Consider the following 24,200-nt stretch of genomic DNA (forward strand, 5'->3'; position numbering starts at 1 on the left):
GAAACAGTGTCAAAAGAATTTAAGATTGGTGTAATCACTATTGTAGCAGGAGCGCTCCTATACTATGGCTTCAATTTTCTAAGAGGCTCAGATTTGTTTTCACCATCCAATCGATATTATGCTACATATACCAACGTTTCCGGATTGAATGTCTCCAATCCGGTTTATTTTAATGGATTGCCAATCGGAAGAGTTAGTGGATTTAAACTGGTTCAAAATAAAGGGTACATTGTCGTTTCTATTGATATTGATGAGGGATTAATTTTAAGTGAAGATGCTTCTGCAACCCTGGCTAACGATGGACTTTTTGGTGGTAAGGCGATTGTATTGAATGTAGGAACATCTGAGAATCCTATGCAGCCCGGAGATACGCTGACATCAGATATGGATGGTGGATTAATGTCACAATTCGAGCCAGTTGCAGATAACCTAAATACTACAATCACAAAACTAAATGCATTATTAGACCAATTAAATGAAACAGACATTAAAGGAACCGTAGATACATTGAAATATTCAATCGGTTCACTTACTGCAAAAGCGAATAATTTGAAAATTGAGCGCGTAGTTGCCTCTACCGATTCATTGATGAATAGTTTGAAAATGCGATCAGATGAATTAGAGGGTTTACTTGTGAGTTCTAAAAATCTGATTGATTCTTTAAATCAGGTTCCTTTAGCAGAAACATTGGTCAAAATAAACGAATCACTGGATCATGTCAATAAATTGTTACTGGCAGTGCAATCAGATGAAGGGACTGTTGGGAAACTTCTCAATAATGATTCAGTGTACAATAATCTTAACAAGCTCTTGGTTGACATGGATGAATTAATTATTCATTTCAACAATTATCCAAAAGACTTCATGGCTCCATTAGGAAGAAAAAGCAAGAAGCTAAAAGGAGTTTCACAAGAAGGAAAGTAGCGGAAAATTCATGGACATTCAATTCAACAAAAATGAAGATGCCAACAAACAGTTGGTATATAAGCTTAACGAACGCTTAAAAAAAGTAATGCTTGGCGGAGGTGAGAAAAAGATAGAATCTCATCATAAGAAAGGTAAACTCACGGCGCGAGAACGTGTTGATTATCTGTTAGACGACCCCAATACTTTCCTTGAAGTTGGTGCATTTGCAGCTGATGGCATGTACAAAGAAGTAGGTGGGTGTCCCTCTGCTGGTGTAGTCACGGGAATTGGAAAAGTGTCTGGGAGACAATGCATGATTGTAGCCAATGATGCCACTGTCAAGGCTGGAGCATGGTTCCCAATGACCGCTAAGAAAAATCTTAGAGCTCAAGAAATATCCATAGAAAATAATCTTCCAATTATCTATCTCGTAGATAGTGCAGGGGTATTTCTGCCGATGCAGGATGAGATATTTCCAGATAAAGAACACTTCGGACGGCAGTTTAGAAATAATGCAGTAATGTCTTCTAAAGGCATTATCCAAATAGCTGCTATTATGGGAAGCTGTGTTGCAGGAGGGGCATATTTACCAATCATGGCTGATGAAGCCTTAATTGTGGATGGAACGGGATCTGTTTTTCTCGCCGGAAGTTATTTGGTAAAATCGGCTGTTGGTGAGGATGTTGATAACGAAACCTTAGGTGGCGCCACAACTCACTGTGAAATCTCTGGTGTTACAGACAATAAATTTAAGGATGACAAAGCAGCCTTAGATGCCATAAAAAAGATTTTTGATAAAGTGGGGGAATCCGATAAAGCTGGATTCAATAGGTCTAAAAGCAAACCACCTAAAAAGAAATTGAATGATATCTATGGAGAGTTTCCTGCCAACAGAGGCATTCAGTATGATGCCGTTGACGTCATTAAATGTTTGGTAGATGATTCTGAATTTGAGCAATACAAAGAACTGTACGGCAAGTCAATAGTTTGTGGTTACGGGCGTATCGATGGATGGAGTGTCGGCATTGTAGCAAATCAGCGCAAAGTCGTGAAAACGAAGAAGGGAGAAATGCAAATGGGTGGAGTCATCTACTCTGACTCAGCGGATAAATCAGCTCGATTCATCATGAACTGCAATCAAAGAAAAATCCCATTGGTTTTCCTACATGATGTAAACGGATTCATGGTTGGATCCCGATCAGAACATGGAGGAATCATTAAAGACGGAGCGAAGATGGTGAATGCGGTCTCCAACTCGGTAGTACCAAAGTTTAGTATAGTGATGGGAAGCTCGTACGGTGCTGGAAACTATGCGATGTGCGGAAAAGCCTATGACCCAAGATTGATATACGCTTGGCCAACAGCAGAAATTGCCGTAATGAGTGGCGGGTCTGCTGCTAAAACCTTGCTTCAAATTGAAATAGCCTCAGCCAAAGCAAAAGGGAAAGAACTCACTGAGGAAGAAAAAAAGGCTCAATTAAAGAAAATTGAAGATTCTTACCGAGAAAAACTCAGCCCGTATTATGCAGCCTCTCGGTTGTGGGTTGATGGAATCATTGATCCTATTCAAACCAGAGATGTGATATCAAAAGGAATAGAAATGGCCAATCATGCACCGATTGAGGAACGTATGAATGTAGGTGTCATTCAAACTTAATACCTTTATATAGGTGCTCAAAGAATCTGAAATAAAAGCTCTTGTTGTCCTATTAGACGATGAAGATCACGAGGTAGTCTCTCATGTAGAGGAAAAAATAATGTCAATTGGAACGAGTATAATTCCGCTATTAGAGCAGGAATGGGAAAGTACATTCAATCCAATCATTCAGGGCAAAATTGAAGATTTGGTTCATGAGCTTCAGTTTGAATTACTAAAAGAGCGATTCATTGATTGGAAAGAAAGTGGAGCCAATGATTTGTTGGAAGGTCTGTGGATAGTAGCGACTTACCTCTATCCGGACATAGAGTTGGAAGAATTAAACGAATCAGTTGAGCAATTATACCACGAATTGTGGAGGCATATGGAAGATGAAATGAATCCATATGATAGGATTAGGGTATTTAATGAAGTTTTTTTCAACACGTTTAAATTCCGAGCCAATACCAAAAATTTCCATTCTCCTGCAAATTCTATGATAAATGCAGTATTGGAAACAAAAAAGGGGAATCCAATTTCCCTGTGTTCAATTTATCTTATGTTGGCTCAAAAAATGAATCTTCCAGTTTATGGAGTTAACCTTCCTAATCTTTTCATTCTTACCTACCAGGTAGGAGAAGAGTCTTTTTATATCAATGTTTTCAATAGAGGCTTAATATTCACCCGAGAGGACATTGATAATTACCTGGAAAGTTTGCAATTAAATAAGCAAGACATCTTCTATAACCCATGTTCCAATCTTGATATTATCCTTCGAGCACTTCGTAACCTCATTGTGTCTTTTGAAAAATTGGGTGACTACCACAAAGCCGATGAAATCAAGCTGATTCTCCAGAAAATGGATGATCAATACTTTAGTTTGTAACCATTCAAATTAAATTGGTTGGGTGAAAACCATTAAAGAAATCCTGAGTGATCTACAAGCTCTTTCCGATCCAGAATACGTTTCTCAGATGGAATATTTTGGGATCAAAGGAGGCAAAGCTCTTGGGATTAAAAATGCTGTTCTTAAGCCTTACGCCAAAGGATTAGGTAAAAATCAATCATTATCCAATGAACTATGGGAGCAACCAATTCATGAATGCAAGCATTTGGCTATCCTGACAGCAATTCCAAAGGAATTTTCAGAATCGATTGCTGAAAAATGGACATCTGACTGCTATTCATGGGATTTAGTAGATGGAATTGGGATGAAGATCTTACCAGGAACACCATTTGCTTTCAGAAAAATTGATGAATGGAGCAAGCGCGAGCCAGAGTTTGAAAAGAGGATGGCGTTTGCAACGATGGTAGGTCTTACATTAAAAGGTGCTAAGCAACCAGATGAAAAGATTGTCCAATTTTTTCCGATCATAGAAAGAGAATCCTGGGATGATAGAAATTTTGTGAAAAAAGCGGTGAATTGGGCACTTCGTCAAATCGGTAAACGAAATCCAAATCTTAATTTACAGGCTATAGAAGCGGCAGAACGTATAAAGCTTCAAGACTCAAAAGCGGCAAGATGGATTGCTGCTGATGCTTTGCGAGAATTAAAAAGTGAGTCCATTCAGGAACGCTTAAACAAATAATCTAGACACTGGAATTCTACCTCCAATGTAACCTTTGCTCTTTCAGGGAGTATTAAGATTACATTTAAGACTTATATATTTTGATTACTTTTAGGATTTAAATATAAAATCTATGAATAAGTATTCGATAGGAGAATTTGAAGAAGTGGTAATGCTAACCGTCGCTGTACTGTATGAAAACGCCTATGGCATTTCCATCAAAGAAGAAATTGAAAATCGTCTAGAGCGAAAAGTAAGTGTTGGAGCGATGCGTACTGCACTTAACAGACTTGAAAAAAAGGGTTACCTCGATTCAGAGTTCGGGGAAGCTACCGCAGTGCGTGGCGGAAAGAGAAAGCGCTATTTCAAGGTGACACCTCTTGGTAAGAAAGTATTGGAACAGGTGATGGAGACAAGAAAGCAATTGTGGGACTCCATTCCTTCAGTAGCGTTTGATTTTAAATTTGGATGAGAGATCATATCCAAATATCGCCTCCAAAATGGCCTACTCAATTTTTAAAATGGTTTTGTAATCCTCAGCTCATTGAAGATGTAGAGGGTGATTTATCAGAACTTTATGCTGCACGTGCTTCGCAGAATCAATTCAAGGCAAAATGGAGGTATCTATTAGATGTCTTATTGCTCTTTAGGCCAGGAATCATCAGAAACTTCGAAATAAAAAACGGACTAATTAATACTGCTATGATTAAAAATTATTTGAAAATCGCACTTCGGAATGCCTTGAGATATAAGGGTTTCACTGCACTAAACTTACTTGGACTAGTAGTAGGGCTGGTTTCTAGCATGCTAATCCTAATGTGGGTAAATGATGAAATTCAGGTAGATAAATTCCATGAAAATGGTGATAGAATCTATCAGGTATTTAGAAATATGAAGCAATCAGGAGGGATGGTCAATACTACTTGGTCCATACCTAAACCCGCGGCTGATCTGTTCCGAGAAGAATATCCAGAAGTGGAGAAAGTAGCACAGCTGAGTTGGTTGATGGATATGGAATTTGTAAATGGGGAGGAAAGCTTTGAAGAAGAGGGGTTTTTTGCAACCCCAAATTTTCTTACCCTATTCTCATTTGAGCTGCTGGAAGGTGATAAACAAACTGCATTGACTGATTTAGGTTCGATTGTCATTTCAAGATCAATAGCTGAGAAGATATTTGGATCTAATTGGAAAGAGGAGGTTATTGGAACACCGATAGTAATTGATGATGGGCGTGAAGCAATCGTTACTGGTGTATTTGAAGATATCGGCACTAACTCCAGCTTACAGTTTGACTGGTTGCTACCAGCACAATACTACTTTAACCAAAACGATTGGGTCGATGATTGGGGTAATGGTAGTTTTAGAATATATTATACTCTTCGAGATGAGGCAGATCTACCCGTTGTGGAAGAAAGGATGTATGACGAAATCATAACTCATGCGGCAGGTCAGAGCAATTCTGGAGAAGAATATTTAATCACTCAAAAATTCCAGGATAATTACCTCTATTCAAATTTTGAGAATGGCGTAGTTGACGGTGGTAGAATTGAATACGTTCAGATCATGACCATAGTAGCGATTTTCATTTTACTTATCGCATGCATCAATTTTATGAATCTGGCTACTGCGAGATCAGGGAGGAGATCCAAAGAAATTGGATTACGGAAGGTAATGGGAGCACACAAATCCTCTATTAGCACACAGTTTTTTATTGAATCAATTCTACTCTCTACTATTGCTGTTATATTATCAGCACTTTTAGTTTGGTTGCTTTTACCATCTTTCAACCAGCTGGTCGACAGACAGTTGACTATCAATTTTGGACTGCCGACTACTTGGTACTTTTTACTTGGAATCACTTTTGGAGTCGGATTTCTGTCTGGTTTATATCCAGCTGTTTTGCTTCCTACATTCAATATCATTAGATCGCTAAAAGGTTCTATAAAGCAATCATCAGGTGCTGCCTATTTTCGGAAAGGCCTTGTAGTATTTCAGTTTGCAATATCTACACTTCTAATTGTGGGAACCGCAGTGATATACACCCAGTTGGAATTTGTTCTTAACAAGAACCTGGGGTTGGATAAGGATAATCTTATAGCTGTGCAGATGGGTGATAATTTCGGGGATCGATTAAACACGTATAGAACAGAAATTAAAAAAATTCCGGAAGTTAAAGCAATGACCGCCTCCAGCGGAAATCCGATTTCTTACGGCAGATCTACGAGCTCGGTACGATGGGAGGGAATGAGCGAAGAAGGGTATGAGATTAATATTATGCTTACAGATGAGCATTTTATCAAGACAATGGGCATGGAGATTAAAAGTGGACGAGATTTTAATGAACAACTCACCGACTCTACCAATTTTATTATTAATGAAGTACTTGCTGAGCTTATGGGATTTGACGATCCTATCAACAAGGATTTATCATTCTGGGGAATCGATGGAAAGATAGTTGGAGTGGTTAAGAACTTTCATATGAGAAATCTCCATGAACCAATTGCTCCACTTATCATTTCTTGTATCATTCCCTCACGTACCAATATCGCTTTGGTTAGATTTCAGGGAGATCCAAATAATGCATTAAAAGCAATCGCTGATGTGAATAGCGAACTAGATCCGGATCAAGATTTAGATTATGAGTTTGTCGATCAGGTATATGCTGAAAGCTATGAAAGTGAAATGACGGTAAGTACACTTGTCAAGATTTTTGCTGGAATTTCCATTTTCATTTCTTGCCTTGGATTATTTGGTTTGTCTGCATTTACGGCAGAGCAAAGGTCAAAAGAAATAGGGGTTCGAAAAGTGCATGGTGCGAATATCCGACAGTTGGTTGTTCTACTTTCCAAAGACTATTCAGTTCTAATGATTTTTGCTTTCATTGTGGCAACTCCATTTGGATATTATTTTGGTAATTCTTGGCTAGAGGGATTTGAATTTAGAACATCATTGAGCCCGATGATATTCATTATTGCTGGTGTTTCTACATTCGTCATTGGCGCATTCACTGTCGGTATTAAGTCGTTGCAGGCTGCAAAAACTAATCCTGTTAATGTCCTTAAGGACGAATAAGTAAAAAATATAATAATCCTTAAATCATTCCTGAAATCAGCTTCGTTAGCTGGTTTCAGGTCTCTTTAGGTACCAAAAGCCAATAAGTACTCTTTTATCCATTCATAATGAATGGTATGATTGCTTTCATGTCCAGGTTTAAGTATCTCACCGATTATTATGCTATCGGATTCAAAAGTCAGCTTGATCTCATCTTTTAAGCTCAAAAACTTTCTGCCAAAAATCTTATAAATGACCTCTTTTGCACACCAGATAGTACAAAGCTTATTGAGATCATCCTTGAATTGTACCTCAGACTCATGTAGAAATTTATGTTTTACATATTCATGCTTGTCTCTTGGCCGTTCCATGTCTATTCCACATGGTTTTTCAAGATGAATCATTGCAGCAGCTATAGGGAACGAATGTGAAATAGAGATGTTAGCTCTATTGTCATTAAGATAGGGTTTGCCCTTGTCTTGTTTACTAATGCCTTTATACTCTATGTTGAATTTTTCACAAAGACTTTTGACCAGCATTCTTCCAATTATCCACTCTGCTTGCCTAACAGGATGCAATTCCGCAGGAAATGGTTCTGGAGATAAATATGGAAGTTCCAAAAAGGTTTCCTGAATATTCCAGACTGCATAGGCAGATTGATCATCAATCTGCTTGTTCAATAGCAAAGGCATAGAGCAATTGTAATAATTTTGTATACCAAATGAGCAAGATCGAAGTAAAAAAACTCCATACATTTTTAGGACACACCGATAGTATTTACACACTTCACGCTCTTGATGATTCTCGTTTCATTTCCGCAGGTGGTGACGGTATGGTGGTGATGTGGGATTTAAAATCTCCGGATGAAGGTGAGGTTATTGTCAAGATTCCATGCTCCATTTATGCGCTTACTTTTGATGAAAAGGAGGGATTCCTGTATGTTGGACAAAACAACCAAGGGGTTCATAAAATCGATCTCAAGGCTAAAAAGGAAGTGAAATCCATTAATCTCGGAGAACATCAAATATTCACCATCGAGATTTTTAATAATAATATTTGGGCTGGTCTTTCCAATGGTGAGGTCCTAATCCTTTCTAAGGACCTGGAGATTTTAGGTCGTAAAAAACTTGCGAAAGATCGTATTCGTAATATCGATAGATACGATAAGGATATAGCGATTGCGTGCAGTGATAATGTTATTCGAATTGTAGAGGAAGAATCATTAGATGTTCAATTTGAATTGAGAGGTCATAAAAATTCAGTTTTTGCATCCAAATTTCACCCGTCAGGCAAGTACCTGATATCTGCTGGAAGGGATGCGCATTTTAAGGTGTGGGATACTCAAGCTGAGTATACTTTACGTGAATCAATAGCAGCCCATCTTTACACAATCAATGATGTAATTTTTAGGTCAGACGGTAGATATTTTGTAACCGCTAGCATGGACAAGGCAATTAAATTATGGGATGCTCATAATTTTAAGTTATTGAAAGTTTTGGATAAACATAGGCACGCAGGTCATGGAAATAGCGTTAATAAGTTGCTTTGGATGAATTATCGCGACTTGTTAGTAACTTGTAGCGATGATCGCTCGATCTCGGTTTGGGAAATTAAATTTGCAGAATGAAGATAACACCGCTGGAAATTCGTCAGAAAGATTTTGAAAAGAAGCTGAGGGGGTACGATAAGGATGAAGTCAATGCTTTTCTACAGTCACTTTCGAACGAGTGGGAGCGTATGCTCGAAGAAAATAAGGAACTGACCCTCAAATTAAAGCAGGCTGAGAAAGAAGTTGAAAAGCTTCGTGAGGTAGAAAGTTCGCTTTATAAAACATTGAAAACAGCTGAAGATACAGGGGCCAATGTGATAGAGCAAGCGAATAAAGCTGCGGAGCTTCACATGAAGGAAACCAAAATGAATGCTGAAGCGCTGCTCAGCGAGTCAAAGAATAAAGCTCGTGCGATGATAGAGCAGGCAGAAATGGAAGCCCGTCAAATCATTGAAGAACTTCAGGATGCTGTGAAAAGTATTGAGCAGAATCACAGAGACATTGAAAATCATCGCCAAAACGCACTGCAAGAGCTAAAAAATCTTTCGGTTACTCTAATTGAAAAAGTCGAGAAAAATACCGGAGCTAATAAAGAATTCAAGTTTGACGACTATGTGAAGCGAGTGAAAAAACTTGCTCGAGAAAGCGAAGAGCGAATCAAGTCAGAAAAAACAGAAGTTCAGGCAGAAAGCAAAAAACTTGAAGCTCCACCCATAGATATTGAGGCACCAAAAGCAGAAACTCCGGAAACAAAACCGAAGGAAGAAATTCATGAAGCAAAAAATGAACCGCCTAAAACTGATGAGCTTAGAGAACGCATAATTCAACGCACTACGCCTCAAGTTGAAGCAGAGACTGAAACAATTGAATCTTCGTTTAAAGAGCCGGAGCAACCTAAAAAGGAAGAAGCGCCTGAAATAAAAGAAGAAGAGAAAAAGGTAGAATCTGAGTCTGAAGCTAAGGCAGAACCAACAAAAGTTGAGCCTAAAGAAGAATCAAGAGAGGAGAAAAAAGGCCCAAAAGTTTCCAAGACCGTTTCATTCTTTGACGAATTAGACACAGATAGCTAAAGGATGGGGAAAGTTTCACTAGAGGGAATGGAATTCTACGCCCGTCACGGTTACTATGAAGAAGAGCGAGTAATTGGGAATAAATACAGCGTTGATGTGACGCTTGACGTTGATTTTTCGGAAGCTGCTTCTGATGATAAACTTGAGGGCACTGTCAACTATGAAAAAGTATACGAAATTGTTCAAAATGTAATGAGCATTGATGCTAATCTTCTAGAACATCTGGCAGGTAAAATGATCAAAGCATTAAAGGAAAATTTCTCAGAAGTCAATCAAGTACAGGTTCGAATCAGCAAATACAATCCTCCGATAAAAGGTTTATGTCATAAAGCGACAGTGGAACTGGAAGGTTGATATGAATTCTTATAAGAATTCATGACATACTATCTGAAATTCTTAGTTGGAATTAGACAAACACAAATCCTCTTCCATCAGATTCATCGTAAAACTCAATTTTCTTTCCAACAAGAAACATCATTTCACTTTTTCGAATGAGTACTTGTACACCTTCAATATCATACTCATCATCCGTTTCTTTCTTTTTATCAAATCCTAATTTGAATCCAACCCCACAGCCCATGCCTTTAGTAGCAATTCGCAATCCATATCCCTCAGGTATACCTTTATTTTTCAAGATATCCTTGACCTCTTCCAGCGCTTTCTCCGTTATTTCCACAGGTGGTTTCATCACTTTAAGATTTACTTATTGCCTCCGTGTAAAAGTATTATTTTTGACGTTTATCATTGCATCAAGATAAGCAACAATATCTCCCTCTCTTGGAGAGGATGAAGGGAGATGACCCTGAAATTAGCTTATCTTGACAATACATTTTTCACACTAAACAATCCAATCAATGGAAATGGTTTACGATCTTCTTAAAATTACAATTCCAGCTGGCCTGGTACTTTATCTGGCGTACCTTCTTGTTCGATCTTTTTTGCAAAAACAGCTTGATGAGATTGCCTTTAGTGTTCGACAAAAAAATCAGGAGATCGTAGTGCCCATTCGATTGCAGGCCTATGAAAGAATAGTATTGCTTCTTGAAAGAATAACACCTGCAAATCTGGTCTCTCGACTAAGCAGTTCTGATTATACAGCGGAAGAATTTCAGCAAATTTTAATTCATGAAATAAGAAATGAATTTAATCATAACCTTTCTCAACAGGTATATATGTCAGACAGTGCATGGACCTATGTAAACACAGCAGTAGAGCAAACCATATCTGTCATCAATTCTTCTGCAAATAGTCTCGAAGCAAAAGCCAAAGGTTTTGATTTGGCCAGAGCAATTCTTGAAAATACGGCAGGAGAGGAAGATACATCTAAACAAGCCATAAAATATATCAAAGAAGAGATTCAAGACGTTTTTTAAAACATGGAAAAAACTGAGAAAATATGGGAAAAAGCAAAAAAAACAGCCACTGATAAAGAGGCTATGAAATCCACTTTGTCTAAAGCGGGTAATAAATTGAAGAGACTAGCTAAAAATTCACCTGAATTGCAGGAATTCAAAGAGAAGTTGGAAATACTAATGCGCATGTTCAGGTCACATTTATCTGGTGAATACCGTGCTTTCCCAGTCTCATCAATTGTTCTTATTGTTTTTGGCTTGGTTTACTTCATTACTCCAACTGATTTGATCCCCGATTTTATACCAGCTATAGGTTTTACTGACGATGCATCTGTTGTTTTGCTGATAATAAAGAAACTTAATCGAGATATTAAGCGGTTTCATCAATGGGAAGAGGAACAATGGGAACAAGCTGATTAACTTTCTTGTATTACTTGAATCAAATATTCAGGAATGCCAGAAAGAAAAGCAGTAATTATTGGAGCGACAGGACTTGTGGGCAGGCAACTGGTAAGATTCGCTCTTCAGGATAATCGGTATGACTCAGTAGTCATTATTACCAGATCTCCATTTGAGACCAAAGATCCCAAACTGGTAGAAGTTCGAGTTAAGAACTTTGATGAGCTTGAAAAATATAGCTCCAAAATGAATGGACATGATTTTTATTGTGCCCTTGGAACAACACGAAGTAAAGCAGGTTCGAAAGAAGCATTTTTAAAAGTTGATGTGGATTATCCACTTGCTTTTGCCGATATAGCAAAAAACCAAAAAGATTTCCAGCAATTGCTTGTGGTGTCATCGATAGGAGCAAATAGCTCTTCTCCGCTATTTTACAATATGGCCAAAGGAAAACTTGAAGACGAACTTCAAGAGCTTGATTTGAAGGCTTTAAAAATATTTCAGCCATCTCTTCTTTTAGGTGATCGGAATGAGATTCGAATTTTTGAAGAGATCGCTAAAGTTATTAGCGCCATCGCTTCATTCTTTACAATAGGTTCCAAAAAAAGAGTAGGAGCAATCAGAGATGTAGAAGTAGCAAAAGCGATGATAGAAGTGGCACATAAAAATGAGCCTGGATTCAATAGGTATAAACCTGGTCAAATGATAGATATCGCTTATTCATCATGAGAGTAGTTATTCAGCGCGTTTCTGAAGCATCAGTTACAATTGACAAACAAGTAAAATCTAAAATTGGAACTGGATTAATGATACTTCTTGGCATAGAGGATGCTGATAATATTGAAGATATTGATTGGCTTTGTCGCAAAATAGTGAACATGCGAATCTTTCCAGATGATGATGGAGTAATGAATAAGAGCCTTCTAGAGGTGAATGGAGAGGTTTTAGCGGTGAGTCAGTTCACACTTCATGCCAGCACAAAAAAAGGAAACCGTCCCAGTTATATTCAGGCTGCAAAACCTGAAATAGCGATCCCACTCTATGAAAAATTTGTTGCTGAATTACAAAGTCTGATAGAAAAGGAAGTTATGACCGGTGAGTTTGGTGCCGACATGAAAGTGTCTTTGATAAATGATGGTCCTGTCACCATTTTGCTGGACTCAAAAAACAAGCAGTAATTAATTTAAGCAAATACATTGCCGCTCCTTTGAAGGTGGTGAGTGGCTTGTTACCTTTGCGCCTAATTTTCAAAGGGTTGGGCGAAATGTGATGATCCCAATTCACTAAAAATGGATATGAAGAACATTCGAAACTTCTGCATTATTGCCCACATCGATCATGGAAAAAGCACCTTGGCTGATCGGCTTTTGGAGTTCACCCACACAGTAAATGAGCGTGACATGCAAGCTCAGTTGCTAGACAACATGGACTTGGAACGTGAGCGAGGAATAACCATAAAAAGTCATGCCATTCAAATGGACTATGAATTGAATGGTGAGAAATACATATTAAACCTGATCGATACACCAGGACATGTAGATTTTTCTTATGAAGTTTCTAGATCCATTGCTGCATGCGAAGGTGCGCTGCTCATTGTAGATGCAGCACAGGGAATAGAAGCGCAAACAATTTCAAATCTTTATTTAGCACTAGAGCATGATCTCGAAATCATTCCGGTGCTTAATAAAATAGACCTACCAGGAGCAATGCCTGAAGAGGTATCAGATCAGATTATTGATTTAATCGGTTGCGCCAAAGAAGATATTATACATGCCAGTGCTAAAGAGGGTATCGGCATTACAGATATATTAGAGTCAATCGTAAGCAAAGTGCCAGCACCGCAAGGTGATCCTGATGAGCCACTTCAGGCCATGATCTTTGATTCTGTATTCAATCCTTATAGAGGAATAGAAGTATTCTTCAGAGTATTCAATGGGTCATTGAATAAAGGTGACAAAGTAAAGTTTGTCAATACAGGAAAAACGTATGAAGCCGATGAAATTGGAGTATTAAGGCTTCAACACGAACCTAAGAAATCCATAGCTGCTGGAAATGTAGGTTATCTAATCTCAGGAATAAAGGTTGCCAAAGAAGTGAAGGTAGGTGATACGATCACTCATGTTGAGCGTCCAACACAACGCCAGGTTAAAGGTTTTGAGGATGTAAAGCCAATGGTTTTCGCAGGGATTTATCCTGTCGACACTAGTGAGTTTGAAGAGTTGAGAGCTTCAATGGAGAAGCTTCAATTAAATGATGCATCATTAATTTGGGAGCCTGAAACTTCCGCAGCATTGGGATTTGGTTTTAGGTGCGGATTTTTGGGAATGCTTCACATGGAGATTGTTCAGGAAAGACTGGAGCGTGAGTTTGACATGACGGTAATCACCACGGTTCCATCGGTTCAATTTCATGCGATTGAAAGTGATGGAGAGATATTGAAAGTAAGTGCACCTTCAGAGCTTCCCGAGCCAAATATGATCGATCATATTGAAGAACCTTTTATTCGTGCTCAGATAATTACCAAGTCAGAATACATTGGACCAATTATCGCACTTTGTATTGACAAAAGAGGGGAGATCAAAAATCAGGTTTATTTAACTTCAGATCGTGTTGAACTTACTTTCGAGATTCCACTAGCTGAAATAGTATTTGATTTCTTTGATAAGCTGAAAACCATTTCTCGTGGCTATGCTTCTCTTGATTATGAATTGATTGGCTACCGTCAATCTCATATGGTCAAATTGGACATTATGCTCAATGGTGACAAAGTGGATGCTTTGTCAGCCATTGTACATAGAGACAAAGCTTATGAATGGGGTAAAAGGCTTTGCGAAAAGTTGAAGGAACTAATTCCGCGACAAATGTTTGAAATTGCTGTTCAGGCAGCCATTGGAACAAAGATTATTGCAAGGGAAACAGTAAAAGCCATGCGTAAAAATGTATTGGCAAAATGCTACGGTGGTGATATCTCGCGGAAAAGAAAACTTTTAGAAAAACAAAAGAAAGGTAAAAAACGAATGCGTCAGGTTGGGAATGTAGAAATTCCTCAGGAAGCATTTATGGCCGTACTTAAATTGGATTAAAATGTCATCACCTATAATCATCGACGGAAGAAAAGTCTCTAAAGACATTAAAAATGAAATCGCTCAAAAAGTCGATCAGCTTAAAGCTGATGGTATGCGTGCACCACATTTGGCGATAATAATTGTTGGTGATGATGGAGCAAGTCATACATATGTGAATGGAAAGATAAATGCATGCAAGGCGGTAGGATTCGATTTTACATTGATGCATTTTGCAAATACGATTTCTGAAGAGAAACTTATTAAACACATTCAACAACTCAATGAAGATGATGATATTGATGGTTTCATTGTACAAATCCCTCTTCCTGATCACATTTCTGTTGAGCATATAACTGAAAGAATTGCTCCTCGAAAAGATGTTGATGGATTTACTAACCAAAATTTTGGTAGTATCATGTCACATCATCAGCTACTATTACCCGCTACTCCATATGGGGTTATGGAGCTTATTAATAGATATGATATTCCAACTGAAGGGAAACATTGCGTGATCGTCGGAGCTTCAAGAATTGCTGGTGCACCACTTAGTTTAATGATGTTGCAAGATGGAGGAGCTACGGTTACTGTTTGCCATAAACTCACCCAAGATCTCAAGAGCCACACCAAAGAGGCAGATATCTTGATTGTGGCCGTGGGTAAACCTGGATTAATCACTAAAGACATGGTAAAAGAGGGAGCTGTAGTTATAGATGTTGGAACGACTCGTGTTGAGGATAATACCAAGAAGTCTGGATTTAAATTATCTGGAGATGTGGTTTATGATGAAGTTGCTCCAATTTCAAGTTTTATAACTCCAGTTCCTGGTGGAGTCGGACCAATGACTATTGCGTCGTTATTACTAAATACCTTAAAAGCCTATGAGCTCAATCACTGACCCGGAATACCTTCCGGTGATGGAGTCATTTTACACAATTCAAGGTGAGGGCTTCTATTCGGGAACCCCAGCTTACTTCATAAGGCTTGGCGGATGTGATGTAGGATGTGTTTGGTGCGATGTAAAAGACTCCTGGGATGCATCACAATTCGATTGGTTTTCTATAGAAGAAATTACAAAACGAGCGAAAGATTCGGGAGCTAATGTTGTGGTAGTGACGGGTGGAGAACCTTTAATGTATGATTTGTCACTCCTTACTGAATCTTTGAAAAAGGAAGGCTTGCAGACCAACATTGAAACGTCTGGAGCTTATCCTTTGACGGGGAATTGGGATTGGATCTGTTTCTCACCCAAAAAATTTAAATCACCTCTTAAAGATTTCTACAAAAGTTCGCATGAGCTGAAAGTCATAGCTTATAACAAGAGTGATTTTAAATGGGCAATTGAGCATGGAAATCAAATGAATACCAATTCTCAATTATTCCTCCAACCGGAATGGTCAAAAGAAAAAGAAATGACACCTTTGATCGTTGATTTCGTGAAGGAAAACCCTAAATGGAAAATTTCTCTACAAACACACAAATACATGGACATACCCTAAGAAGGGTAGCTGCTTGTTTTTTGTTGGTGGTTTTATTTTTACCTCTAGCCTCTCAAAATCTTTCAACTGATAGTAAGAAAGCCAGAAAACTTTACGAAAAAGCTGACAAGGAGTATAGAGCAAGGGATTTCTATTCTGCCATTGATTTGCTTGAAGAATCAGTCAATGAAGATCCTACCTTTTTTGAAGCGTTTATAAGGATGGGTAGCCTTTATAATGCTATAGGCAATGAAGACTCAGTTTATTCTAAATTTCAATCTTATGCAGAGACGGCTCCTGACCCTATTGCCTCTGTATTGGAAAAATTGGCATTACTCGCATTTGATCGAGGCGAATATGAAAAGTCTAGTAAGTATCTAACTTTATTTTTAAATAAGGTGCCTGAAAGAGCTGCAAGCTATGAAATTGATCTCTTGATAAGGAGCATTGATTTTGCAACAAATGAGCTAGCAAGATTTAGTGATACTGTACAAATTGAGATTTTGCCCAAGGAAGTGAATCGCTTTAAGCTTCAATACTTACCATCTGTTACGATAGATGATGCATCTATTTTTTATACCAAAAGAGATGATGTAAGAGGCGATGAAGACATAGTCGTTAGTGTGAAAAAAGCAGGTAAATGGCAACCTGCTCAATCCGTTTCATCAAGGATCAATTCTCCATTAAATGAAGGGGCATGTGCTGTGTCAGCAGACGGCCGCACAATGATATTTACCTCTTGTGACGGAAGAAATTCGCTAGGAAGTTGCGATTTATACATTGCTAAAAAAGTGGGGGACCAATGGTCTTACCCAAAGAATCTTGGAAAACCTGTAAATAGTATGTACTGGGAGTCCCAACCCTCTTTATCTGCTGATGGAAACACTTTGTATTTTTCTTCAAATAGGAGAGGAGGATATGGAGGGCGAGACCTGTGGGTGACTGAAAATGAAAACGGCCGATGGTCCAAACCCATAAACCTTGGTAAAGGAATAAATACAAGGAAAGATGAAACAACCCCATTCATTCATTCAAATGGCAAAAATTTATATTTCTCTGCAAATGGATATCCAGGAATGGGAGGATATGACCTTTACGAAACAATAAGAAAAGATTCATCTTGGACTCAACCCAAAAATCTGGGGTATCCAATTAATACACACAAGGATGAAGTTTCCATTGTGATTACTTCTGATGGAACGTCCGCCTACTTTGCAAAGGAGGAGCAAAAGAATTATGAGATTCTTGATAGTAAAATCGTTAAAACTACACTCCCTAAGCAGTTAAAAGTAAATCCAACATCTTATATCGTAGGTAGAATAACTGATGCAAAAACAAATGATCCATTGAAGGCGGTCATCCAGGTAGTCTCACTTTCGGACAATCTTACTTTGTATAATGGTAAATCTGACTCTTTATCGGGGGAATATTACATGGTTTTACCGGTAGGTTTGGAATTGGCGGCCTATGTGAAGAAAAAAGGATACCTCTATTCAGATTTTCAGTTCACAACTGAGAGTAACAATATTCGCAAACCAGATACTATAGATATCAAACTTACGCGAGTTGGAGAAGGTGAAAAGATCATTTTAAAGAATATCTACTTTGAGGTAGATTCTTATAAGCTAAATGATAAATCTCTTTCAGAATTAGATAATGCTTATCAGCTGTTAATGGAAAATCCTAAAATAAAAGTTGAAATTTCTGGACACACTGATAATAGTGGCGGAAAATCCTATAATCAAACTTTATCGGAGTTGAGAGCAAAAACAGTATACAATGAACTTATTAAAAAAGGTGTAGACAGTGAAATGTTGACCTACAAAGGCTATGCTGACTCTAATCCGATAGATTCAAATGCAACCGAAATAGGGAAAAAATCCAACCGAAGGATAGAATTTAGTGTCCTACGGACGAAACGCTAGAGTGTTGCATAATAATTGGATTATTTTCAAAATTGAAAGCAAAATTTTGTTGAAGAATAACATTAAGATGTAGAGGAAAATTTGGTGATTTTACATTATTCAAATTTTTTATTCAAATTTCATTTTTTCCCAACATTTTGTCCATTTAGCAATTGAAAACGCTGATTTTTAATTTGTTAAATAATCTTAAAAAAGCATATATTGCGGGTTTCAAATAATTAATGTTTAACGATTAACTAGTTAGTATGAAGAGGATTTTACTACTAAGTTTTGCGTTCTTAACTGTTGTTGCATTTAGTGCAATAGCGCAAAGGACGGTTTCTGGTAAGGTCACCGATGATACAGGTGAAGCTTTACCAGGTGTGAATGTTGTGATTAAAGGCACAACAACTGGTGTTACTACTGATTTGGATGGAAACTACCGTTTGTCAGTAGATGATGGCGCTACTCTTATCTTCTCTTATGTTGGATTTGAAACACAAGAAATCCAGGTAGGGGCAAGATCTACAATTGACGTGACTCTTGGTGGAGCAACAGAACTTCAAGAAGTTGTTGTGACAGGTTACGGTACTACATCTGAGCGTAAAAACGTGGCAGCTGTTGATATTGTAGGTGAGGAAAATATTAACAATGTTCCATTAACTGATGTTAACCAGATTATACAGGGTAGAAGCCCAGGTGTATATACTACTGCTGGTTCAGGTCAGCCAGGTGCTGCTGTTGATATCAGAGTTCGTGGTACAGGTTCAATTACAGCTGGTAGAGGCCCGCTTTACGTAATTGATGGTATTATCATCGAAAATGGAGATTTCACTCAGCTTACTGAGACAAATGATGCATTGGCTAACATTAACCCTAATGATATAGCTAACATTACTGTTTTGAAGGATGCTGCTGCAACTTCACTTTACGGTTCTCGTGGTGCTAACGGAGTTATCTTGATCAATACTAAAAGAGGTAAATCAGGTAAGTCTACAATTACTGCACGTGCATCAGTAGGTGTTACCAGACCAAACTTTGGTAACATGGATATGATGGATGGAGATCAAGTAACCAAATACGAAAGAGTTGTCCTAAGAAATGGTGGAAGAACTGAGGCTCAAATTGATGCTGATAGACCGCTAAATCCGGATAGTACATTCAATTGGAGAGATGCTTCTTTTAGAGATGGTGTTACTCGTAACTATGAGATTCAAGCTCAAGGGGGTAATGAAAGTACTAGATATTTCCTTTCTGGAGGATATTACAAGCAGGATGGAACTTTGATTGAGTCTTCATTTGACAGATACTCAGTTAGAGCTAACATGGATCAAATCTTTAACGATGTGGTTGATTTGACTGTCAATATGAATATTTCATATACGGATCAGCTAAATGCAACTGCAGGTAACAGATTCTCATCTCCTCTTTTAGGAGCGTTCGTAAATACTCCTTTACAAAATCCAATTAATCCTAATACTGGAGAATTGTATACAGGATTGGAGCCTGAATGGGCAATATTTACTGGAACTAATTACCTATATGAGGTACCATTAAATCCTGTAGTTAACAACAACCTTAGAGCAATTGGAAAAGCAGAGTTAGGAATTAACGTAAAAGATAATATCAGACTATCTCAAACTGTCGCAATTGACCTTTTGAATTCTAGAGAGTCAAGATACTTTGATTTGACGACCAATGATGGTTTTGATACTCAGGGCCAGGTTGATGAAGCATTTAACCAGAACCTGGTATTTACTTCTCAGACGAAAGCAACAGGTAACTGGACGTTTGGCAGTGATCATAACTTAGATGCATTGGCAGTATTTGAAGTTCAGGATGCTGACTTTGAAGAATTCAGGTCTTCAGGTACAGGTCTTGCTTCTGGTAAGTTGAAGACTTTACAGTCTACAGCTACTCCATTAATTGCGGATGGATCATTGACTGCATACGCGTTTGTTTCATTCTTGGGTCAAGTAAACTACAACTACCAGAATAAGTATTATATTTCATTTGCTGGACGTAGAGATGGATCTTCAAGATTCGGTGCGGACCAAAGATGGGCGAACTTCTTCTCAGTAGGTGGTTCTTGGAGACTAATAGAAGAGGACTTCTTGTCTGGAGTTTCTGTTCTATCGAATGCTAAACTTAGAGTTAGTTATGGTACATCAGGTAACGCTGATATTGGCAACTTTGCATCTTTAGGATTGTATGGTTTCAATACTGCGTACAACAATGTTCCTGGTAGTTCTCCGACACAAATAGCTAATCCAGCATTGACTTGGGAAACAACCGATAACCTAAACATAGGTTTAGATTGGGGTATTCTTGATGACAGAATTTCAGGATCAGTAGATGTATATAGAAGAGAAGCGAGAGAGCTCCTTTTAGATGTACCAGTTTCTAGAACTAGTGGTTTTGCTACTGCTACTCAAAACTTGGGTAAAATCAGAAATGAGGGTATTGAAGTAGTACTTTCGACTGTTAATGTTAGAAACGGAGACTTCTCATGGGCTACTGATTTCAATGTTGCCTTCAATAGAAACGAAATTCTTGAGCTTAACGATGGTGAAGACATCATCAATGGCAGCCAGGTATATTCTGAAGGATTCCCAATCAGAACATGGTTCATTGAAAGATGGGCTGGTGTTAATCCAGCAGACGGTACTCCTCTTTGGTATACTGAAGAAGGTGACCTTACAGGTAACTATGCTGAAGCTGATAGATTTAAACTTGGAAATGCTCAGCCAACTGCAGTTGGAGGTTTGAACAATGTTGTTTCTTATAAGAATATCTCTTTAAGCGCTTTCTTCTACTTCTCACTAGGAAATGAAGTATACAACAGCTCAAGAAGATTCATCGAGTCTGATGGTCAGAGATATGGATGGAATCACCTGACAAGTGCTGGTCAAGATTTCTGGCAACAGCCAGGTGATATTGCAAAACGTCCTCAGCCAATTGTTGGTGGTAATAATGCAGCAAATAGTAGATCAACTAGATATCTTGAAGATGGATCATTTGTCCGTCTAAGAAATGTTCAAGTGTCTTACAGTCTGCCTTCTGAAATCTTATCTAATGTAGGAGCTCAAAGTGCTAGAGTATGGCTGCAAGGTCAAAACTTGCTGACGTTTACTAACTATTCTGGATTTGATCCGGAAATGGATGAAACTGGATCAGAGTTCTTCAGATATCCAGTTGGTAAGACAATTACAGTTGGTTTAGAGGTTACATTCTAAAATGAAATACAACATGAAGAATATTAAAATATTATCAACTTTGTTTGCTTTCCTTATCATGTTTTCATGTGAGGATAAGCTTGAACTACAGCCAGCACAATCCCTTTCAGTTTCTGAATCCTTAGGTGATTTAGATGGGTTGTTTACTGGGCTAATTGGAGCTTATGATGAGCTTCAGGATGTAAATTATTACGGAAGAGATCAGGTTGTGATCAATGAAGTGCGAGCAGACAATGTTTACATTTCCATTAACAACTCGAATAGATTTCTTAATGATTTTAGGTATGAGTACCGAGCAAATGCTACACAGTTAGCTTTCTGGGGTGATGCTTATTCGTTGATCCTTCGAGTGAACAATATTCTACAGAATATTGACGCTGCAGAAGGAACACAAACCGATAAAGATCAGATTGCGGGTGAAGCATTATTCTTAAGAGCTATAACTCATTTCGATTTGGTTAAAACGTTTGCTTTGCCATACGGTGAAGGCGCTGGTAACCCAGGAGTACCTGTAATGTTAGAGCCTTCTATATCTGAGCCTGCTAGAAACACGGTAGGTGAGGTTTATGCTCAGGTTATTGCTGATTTGATTGAAGCAAAAAACCTAATTACTGAGGATAATGGTCCTTACAGAGCTACTGATGATGCATGTGATGCACTTCTAGCAAGAGTATACCTTTACATGGAGGATTATGCGAATGCTGAAGCATCTGCATCTGCAGTGATTGGTGCTGGATATACGCTATTTGATGGTACTGATTTGGCAACATTCTGGGGTACTCATGGAACAAGTGAAGAAATTTTCACAATCAGAAGATTAGCTAATGAAACACTTGGATCAGATAACCTGGGTCAAATATTTAACCCACAGGGGTACGGCGATATTAGAGTATCTAATGACCTTATAAATGTTTATGAAGCTGGTGATAGAAGAGCTGCAGTTGATTATTATAATCAGGATGGTTTCAACTGGGTAGGTAAGTATCTTTCCCAAGAAGGTAACCCTGGTTTAACTAATAACAAGGTCTTCCGTTTAGCAGAAATGTATCTAATTCGAGCTGAAGCTAGATTACTTAAGGCATCACCTGATGCTGCTGGTGCTCTTGCTGATCTTGATGCAGTTAGAACACGTGCTGGTCTTCCAAGTGCAGGTACAGCTACTTTAGCTGCTATTAAGCAGGAAAGAAGAGTAGAGCTTGCATTTGAAGGACACAGAGCTCTTGATATTTTCAGATGGGGTGATGCTGTAACCAGAATTGCATGTGGCGCTGGAGGAACTGGAGATGAATTGAATGCTCCTTGCTTCTTAGCTGCGGATAGTCCATTGAGAATATATCCAATCCCTCAACAGGAGCTGGATGTAAATCAAAACATGACACAAAATCCTGGATATTAAATAACAAAATATAACATCACCATTTAATTATGGTGATGTTATATAACTAATCAATCTCATGAAGAATTTGATTTTTCTAAGTCTTTTGATTGTTTCTGCTAGTACTCTTGCTCAGAATGTTAATCCTATCACTAATCCGTATAATGATATACTCAATCCGGATTTGTTTAATAGGAAAGAATATGCTGCATTTAAGGGCACTCCTTTTTTGTTAGAAGAACCTGCCAAAGGCAAGGTGATTTTCAAGAATGGTGAAGAGAGATCTTTCGAAAAAATCAATCTGGATTTTTATAAAAATCAATCCATCGTTGAAGTTGATGGAAAGGAATCTACTTTATTAAATAAGTATCTCAAAGAGATACAATTATCATCCGATGAAGTAGGATATAAAACCTTTAGAATTTTGGTTGAAAACGGTGACTATGTTTTCTATGAAGTGCTTGGTAGAGATAATGTGAAACTTTTGAAAAAAAGAGATCTTCAACTTAAGGTGGAAGATCGATCCAATGCTACCAGCTATTCAGGAAACACAGATACCAATCAACAGAAATTTGTAACAGAGGTAAGTTATTTCTGGACATCTGACTATCAATCTTTAATGACAGTTTCAAGTAAAAAGAAGGATTTTATTTCGGATTTTGATTCTGTAGATGGTCTGGGAGACTTTTTGAAATCAGAAAAGTTAAACCCAAAGAATGAGAATGATTTAATCAAAATATTTGATTACATAAACTTTAAAGGAATATGAAGATATATAAATTATTGTTCGTGATTACGGCAGTGTTCTTTATGACAAGCTGTAATTCAGACTTCAAAGATGAGATTTCTTATGAAGAGAACGGGAATACATTTCCTACAACTGTTGCCTTTACTTCTAGTGCATTTAATGTACCGGAAGAAGGCGGAGCAGTTCCGGTTTCAGTTGAGTTAATAGGTGTTGCACGCACGTCTGACATTACTGTTAATATTACAATTGAAGAGACTGGAGCAGTGGCTGGTGAGAATTATACCATTTCATCTAATGCAGATATTGTTATCCCTGCAGGTGAATACGGTGGATCAATTAGCGTAACGCCGATTGATGATGTGCTAGCTTCTGAAAGCCCTCAAACATTTACAATTACAATGACTGGAACTTCAAGTTCGGACATTTCTATTGGTTCTGAGGAAGCTTCAGGGAGAATGACTGTTGTTGAAATTGTTGATAACGATTGTCCATTTGATACAGATGGATTTGTTGGTACCTATAATGTCATTGAGGCATTCACAGGACCTCCAAACGCACCATTTGGATTCTCTGATTTCTTCGGTGAGAGCTATCAGATAGAAATGTCAGTGGATGCATCTGATACTAACGGTTTCACTTTCACTCTTAATAACTCAGCTGGATTCGATACGTTCGTTCCAGATGGTACCACTATTAGATTTGTACCATGTCCTGAGATTATTGAATTCGTAACTGGTGATCCTGTAGTTGCAGCATTTACAACTCTTACAGTGGTTTCTACTTCATTTGAGGAGTATGCCGTAAGAGTAGATGGAGACTCCAATGGATTTGGAGATTATGGATTTACTCTAGAGAAACAATAAATT

At 38.1% G+C, this 24,200-nt stretch carries 23 protein-coding genes; 21 read left to right on the plus strand and 2 right to left on the minus strand.

All coding sequences use genetic code 11. The features are described 5' to 3' along the window. The first annotated feature begins 6 nt into the window (after positions 1–6). The 6 genes from ACOMC3_RS02730 to ACOMC3_RS02755 all read left to right on the plus strand — a co-directional run bounded on the left by ACOMC3_RS02730 (position 7) and on the right by ACOMC3_RS02755 (position 7,182). Positions 7–924: an MlaD family protein gene (locus ACOMC3_RS02730; RefSeq protein ID WP_420317995.1), complete on the plus strand. Its 918-nt coding sequence runs from the start codon at positions 7–9 to the stop codon at positions 922–924. Positions 925–934: 10 nt separating this feature from the next. Continuing rightward, positions 935–2,563 carry an acyl-CoA carboxylase subunit beta gene (locus tag ACOMC3_RS02735; RefSeq protein WP_420317996.1) on the plus strand — a complete coding sequence of 543 codons (1,629 nt, stop codon included), beginning with the start codon at positions 935–937 and terminating at the stop codon, positions 2,561–2,563. Between the two features lie 13 nt (positions 2,564–2,576). Beyond that, on the plus strand, positions 2,577–3,428 hold the full coding sequence (locus ACOMC3_RS02740) for a transglutaminase-like domain-containing protein (protein WP_420317997.1): 852 nt from the start codon (positions 2,577–2,579) through the stop codon (positions 3,426–3,428). Between the two features lie 22 nt (positions 3,429–3,450). Continuing rightward, on the plus strand, positions 3,451–4,131 hold the full coding sequence (locus tag ACOMC3_RS02745; RefSeq protein ID WP_420317998.1) for a DNA alkylation repair protein: 681 nt from the start codon (positions 3,451–3,453) through the stop codon (positions 4,129–4,131). Between the two features lie 112 nt (positions 4,132–4,243). Continuing rightward, on the plus strand, positions 4,244–4,582 hold the full coding sequence (locus ACOMC3_RS02750; protein WP_420317999.1) for a PadR family transcriptional regulator: 339 nt from the start codon (positions 4,244–4,246) through the stop codon (positions 4,580–4,582). After that, entirely contained in the window at positions 4,579–7,182 is a 2,604-nt protein-coding gene (locus tag ACOMC3_RS02755; protein WP_420318000.1) for an ABC transporter permease, read from the plus strand. Before ACOMC3_RS02750 ends, ACOMC3_RS02755 begins: the two co-directional genes overlap by 4 nt. 65 nt (positions 7,183–7,247) lie before the next feature. On the opposite strand, the gene ACOMC3_RS02760 is transcribed toward ACOMC3_RS02755, so the two are convergent. Continuing rightward, the gene (locus ACOMC3_RS02760) at positions 7,248–7,853 is read right to left on the minus strand and encodes a 4'-phosphopantetheinyl transferase family protein (RefSeq protein WP_420318001.1); all 606 of its coding nucleotides are present in this window, start codon (positions 7,851–7,853) and stop codon (positions 7,248–7,250) included. A 29-nt stretch (positions 7,854–7,882) separates the two neighbouring features. Here ACOMC3_RS02760 and ACOMC3_RS02765 point away from each other — a divergent pair, with 29 nt between their 5' ends. The 3 genes from ACOMC3_RS02765 to folB are packed head-to-tail and all read left to right on the plus strand — an operon-like array spanning position 7,883 to position 10,134. After that, positions 7,883–8,788 carry a WD40 repeat domain-containing protein gene (locus ACOMC3_RS02765; RefSeq protein ID WP_420318002.1) on the plus strand — a complete coding sequence of 302 codons (906 nt, stop codon included), beginning with the start codon at positions 7,883–7,885 and terminating at the stop codon, positions 8,786–8,788. Next, positions 8,785–9,780, plus strand: coding sequence for a DivIVA domain-containing protein (locus ACOMC3_RS02770; RefSeq protein WP_420318003.1), 996 nt, complete (start codon positions 8,785–8,787; stop codon positions 9,778–9,780). Before ACOMC3_RS02765 ends, ACOMC3_RS02770 begins: the two co-directional genes overlap by 4 nt. 3 nt (positions 9,781–9,783) lie before the next feature. Continuing rightward, positions 9,784–10,134, plus strand: coding sequence for a dihydroneopterin aldolase (gene folB / locus ACOMC3_RS02775; RefSeq protein ID WP_420318004.1), 351 nt, complete (start codon positions 9,784–9,786; stop codon positions 10,132–10,134). Between the two features lie 52 nt (positions 10,135–10,186). Here the strand turns inward: folB and ACOMC3_RS02780 are convergent, their stop codons facing one another. Continuing rightward, positions 10,187–10,468: a HesB/IscA family protein gene (locus ACOMC3_RS02780; RefSeq protein ID WP_420318005.1), complete on the minus strand. Its 282-nt coding sequence runs from the start codon at positions 10,466–10,468 to the stop codon at positions 10,187–10,189. 166 nt (positions 10,469–10,634) lie between these two features. Between ACOMC3_RS02780 and ACOMC3_RS02785 the strand changes: the two genes are divergently transcribed. From ACOMC3_RS02785 to ACOMC3_RS02840, 12 genes are all read left to right on the plus strand, one after another. Then, on the plus strand, positions 10,635–11,153 hold the full coding sequence (locus ACOMC3_RS02785) for a hypothetical protein (RefSeq protein ID WP_420318006.1): 519 nt from the start codon (positions 10,635–10,637) through the stop codon (positions 11,151–11,153). 3 nt (positions 11,154–11,156) lie between these two features. Beyond that, complete coding sequence (locus tag ACOMC3_RS02790; protein WP_420318007.1) at positions 11,157–11,552, plus strand: YkvA family protein; 396 nt, start codon at positions 11,157–11,159, stop codon at positions 11,550–11,552. 33 nt (positions 11,553–11,585) lie between these two features. Further along, on the plus strand, positions 11,586–12,260 hold the full coding sequence (locus ACOMC3_RS02795; RefSeq protein ID WP_420318008.1) for an NAD(P)H-binding protein: 675 nt from the start codon (positions 11,586–11,588) through the stop codon (positions 12,258–12,260). Continuing rightward, on the plus strand, positions 12,257–12,709 hold the full coding sequence (dtd, locus tag ACOMC3_RS02800; RefSeq protein WP_420318009.1) for a D-aminoacyl-tRNA deacylase: 453 nt from the start codon (positions 12,257–12,259) through the stop codon (positions 12,707–12,709). Before ACOMC3_RS02795 ends, dtd begins: the two co-directional genes overlap by 4 nt. Positions 12,710–12,820: 111 nt before the next feature. Beyond that, on the plus strand, positions 12,821–14,614 hold the full coding sequence (gene lepA / locus ACOMC3_RS02805) for a translation elongation factor 4 (RefSeq protein WP_420318010.1): 1,794 nt from the start codon (positions 12,821–12,823) through the stop codon (positions 14,612–14,614). A gap of 1 nt (position 14,615) precedes the next feature. Continuing rightward, positions 14,616–15,491 carry a bifunctional 5,10-methylenetetrahydrofolate dehydrogenase/5,10-methenyltetrahydrofolate cyclohydrolase gene (locus ACOMC3_RS02810; protein WP_420318011.1) on the plus strand — a complete coding sequence of 292 codons (876 nt, stop codon included), beginning with the start codon at positions 14,616–14,618 and terminating at the stop codon, positions 15,489–15,491. After that, positions 15,475–16,092, plus strand: coding sequence for a 7-carboxy-7-deazaguanine synthase QueE (locus ACOMC3_RS02815; RefSeq protein ID WP_420318012.1), 618 nt, complete (start codon positions 15,475–15,477; stop codon positions 16,090–16,092). The genes ACOMC3_RS02810 and ACOMC3_RS02815 overlap by 17 nt, the downstream gene beginning before the upstream one ends. Next, positions 16,047–17,996: an OmpA family protein gene (locus ACOMC3_RS02820; RefSeq protein ID WP_420318013.1), complete on the plus strand. Its 1,950-nt coding sequence runs from the start codon at positions 16,047–16,049 to the stop codon at positions 17,994–17,996. Before ACOMC3_RS02815 ends, ACOMC3_RS02820 begins: the two co-directional genes overlap by 46 nt. A 245-nt stretch (positions 17,997–18,241) precedes the next feature. Next, positions 18,242–21,211: a SusC/RagA family TonB-linked outer membrane protein gene (locus ACOMC3_RS02825; protein ID WP_420318014.1), complete on the plus strand. Its 2,970-nt coding sequence runs from the start codon at positions 18,242–18,244 to the stop codon at positions 21,209–21,211. Positions 21,212–21,224: 13 nt separating this feature from the next. Next, positions 21,225–22,607 carry a RagB/SusD family nutrient uptake outer membrane protein gene (locus ACOMC3_RS02830; RefSeq protein WP_420318015.1) on the plus strand — a complete coding sequence of 461 codons (1,383 nt, stop codon included), beginning with the start codon at positions 21,225–21,227 and terminating at the stop codon, positions 22,605–22,607. 58 nt (positions 22,608–22,665) lie between these two features. Further along, positions 22,666–23,355: a hypothetical protein gene (locus ACOMC3_RS02835; RefSeq protein WP_420318016.1), complete on the plus strand. Its 690-nt coding sequence runs from the start codon at positions 22,666–22,668 to the stop codon at positions 23,353–23,355. Next, the gene (locus ACOMC3_RS02840; protein WP_420318017.1) at positions 23,352–24,197 is read left to right on the plus strand and encodes a hypothetical protein; all 846 of its coding nucleotides are present in this window, start codon (positions 23,352–23,354) and stop codon (positions 24,195–24,197) included. Before ACOMC3_RS02835 ends, ACOMC3_RS02840 begins: the two co-directional genes overlap by 4 nt. Positions 24,198–24,200: the final 3 nt, after the last annotated feature.

The organism is Ekhidna sp., assembly GCF_965212185.1.
In the GTDB taxonomy this organism is placed as follows: Bacteria; Bacteroidota; Bacteroidia; order Cytophagales; family Cyclobacteriaceae; genus Ekhidna.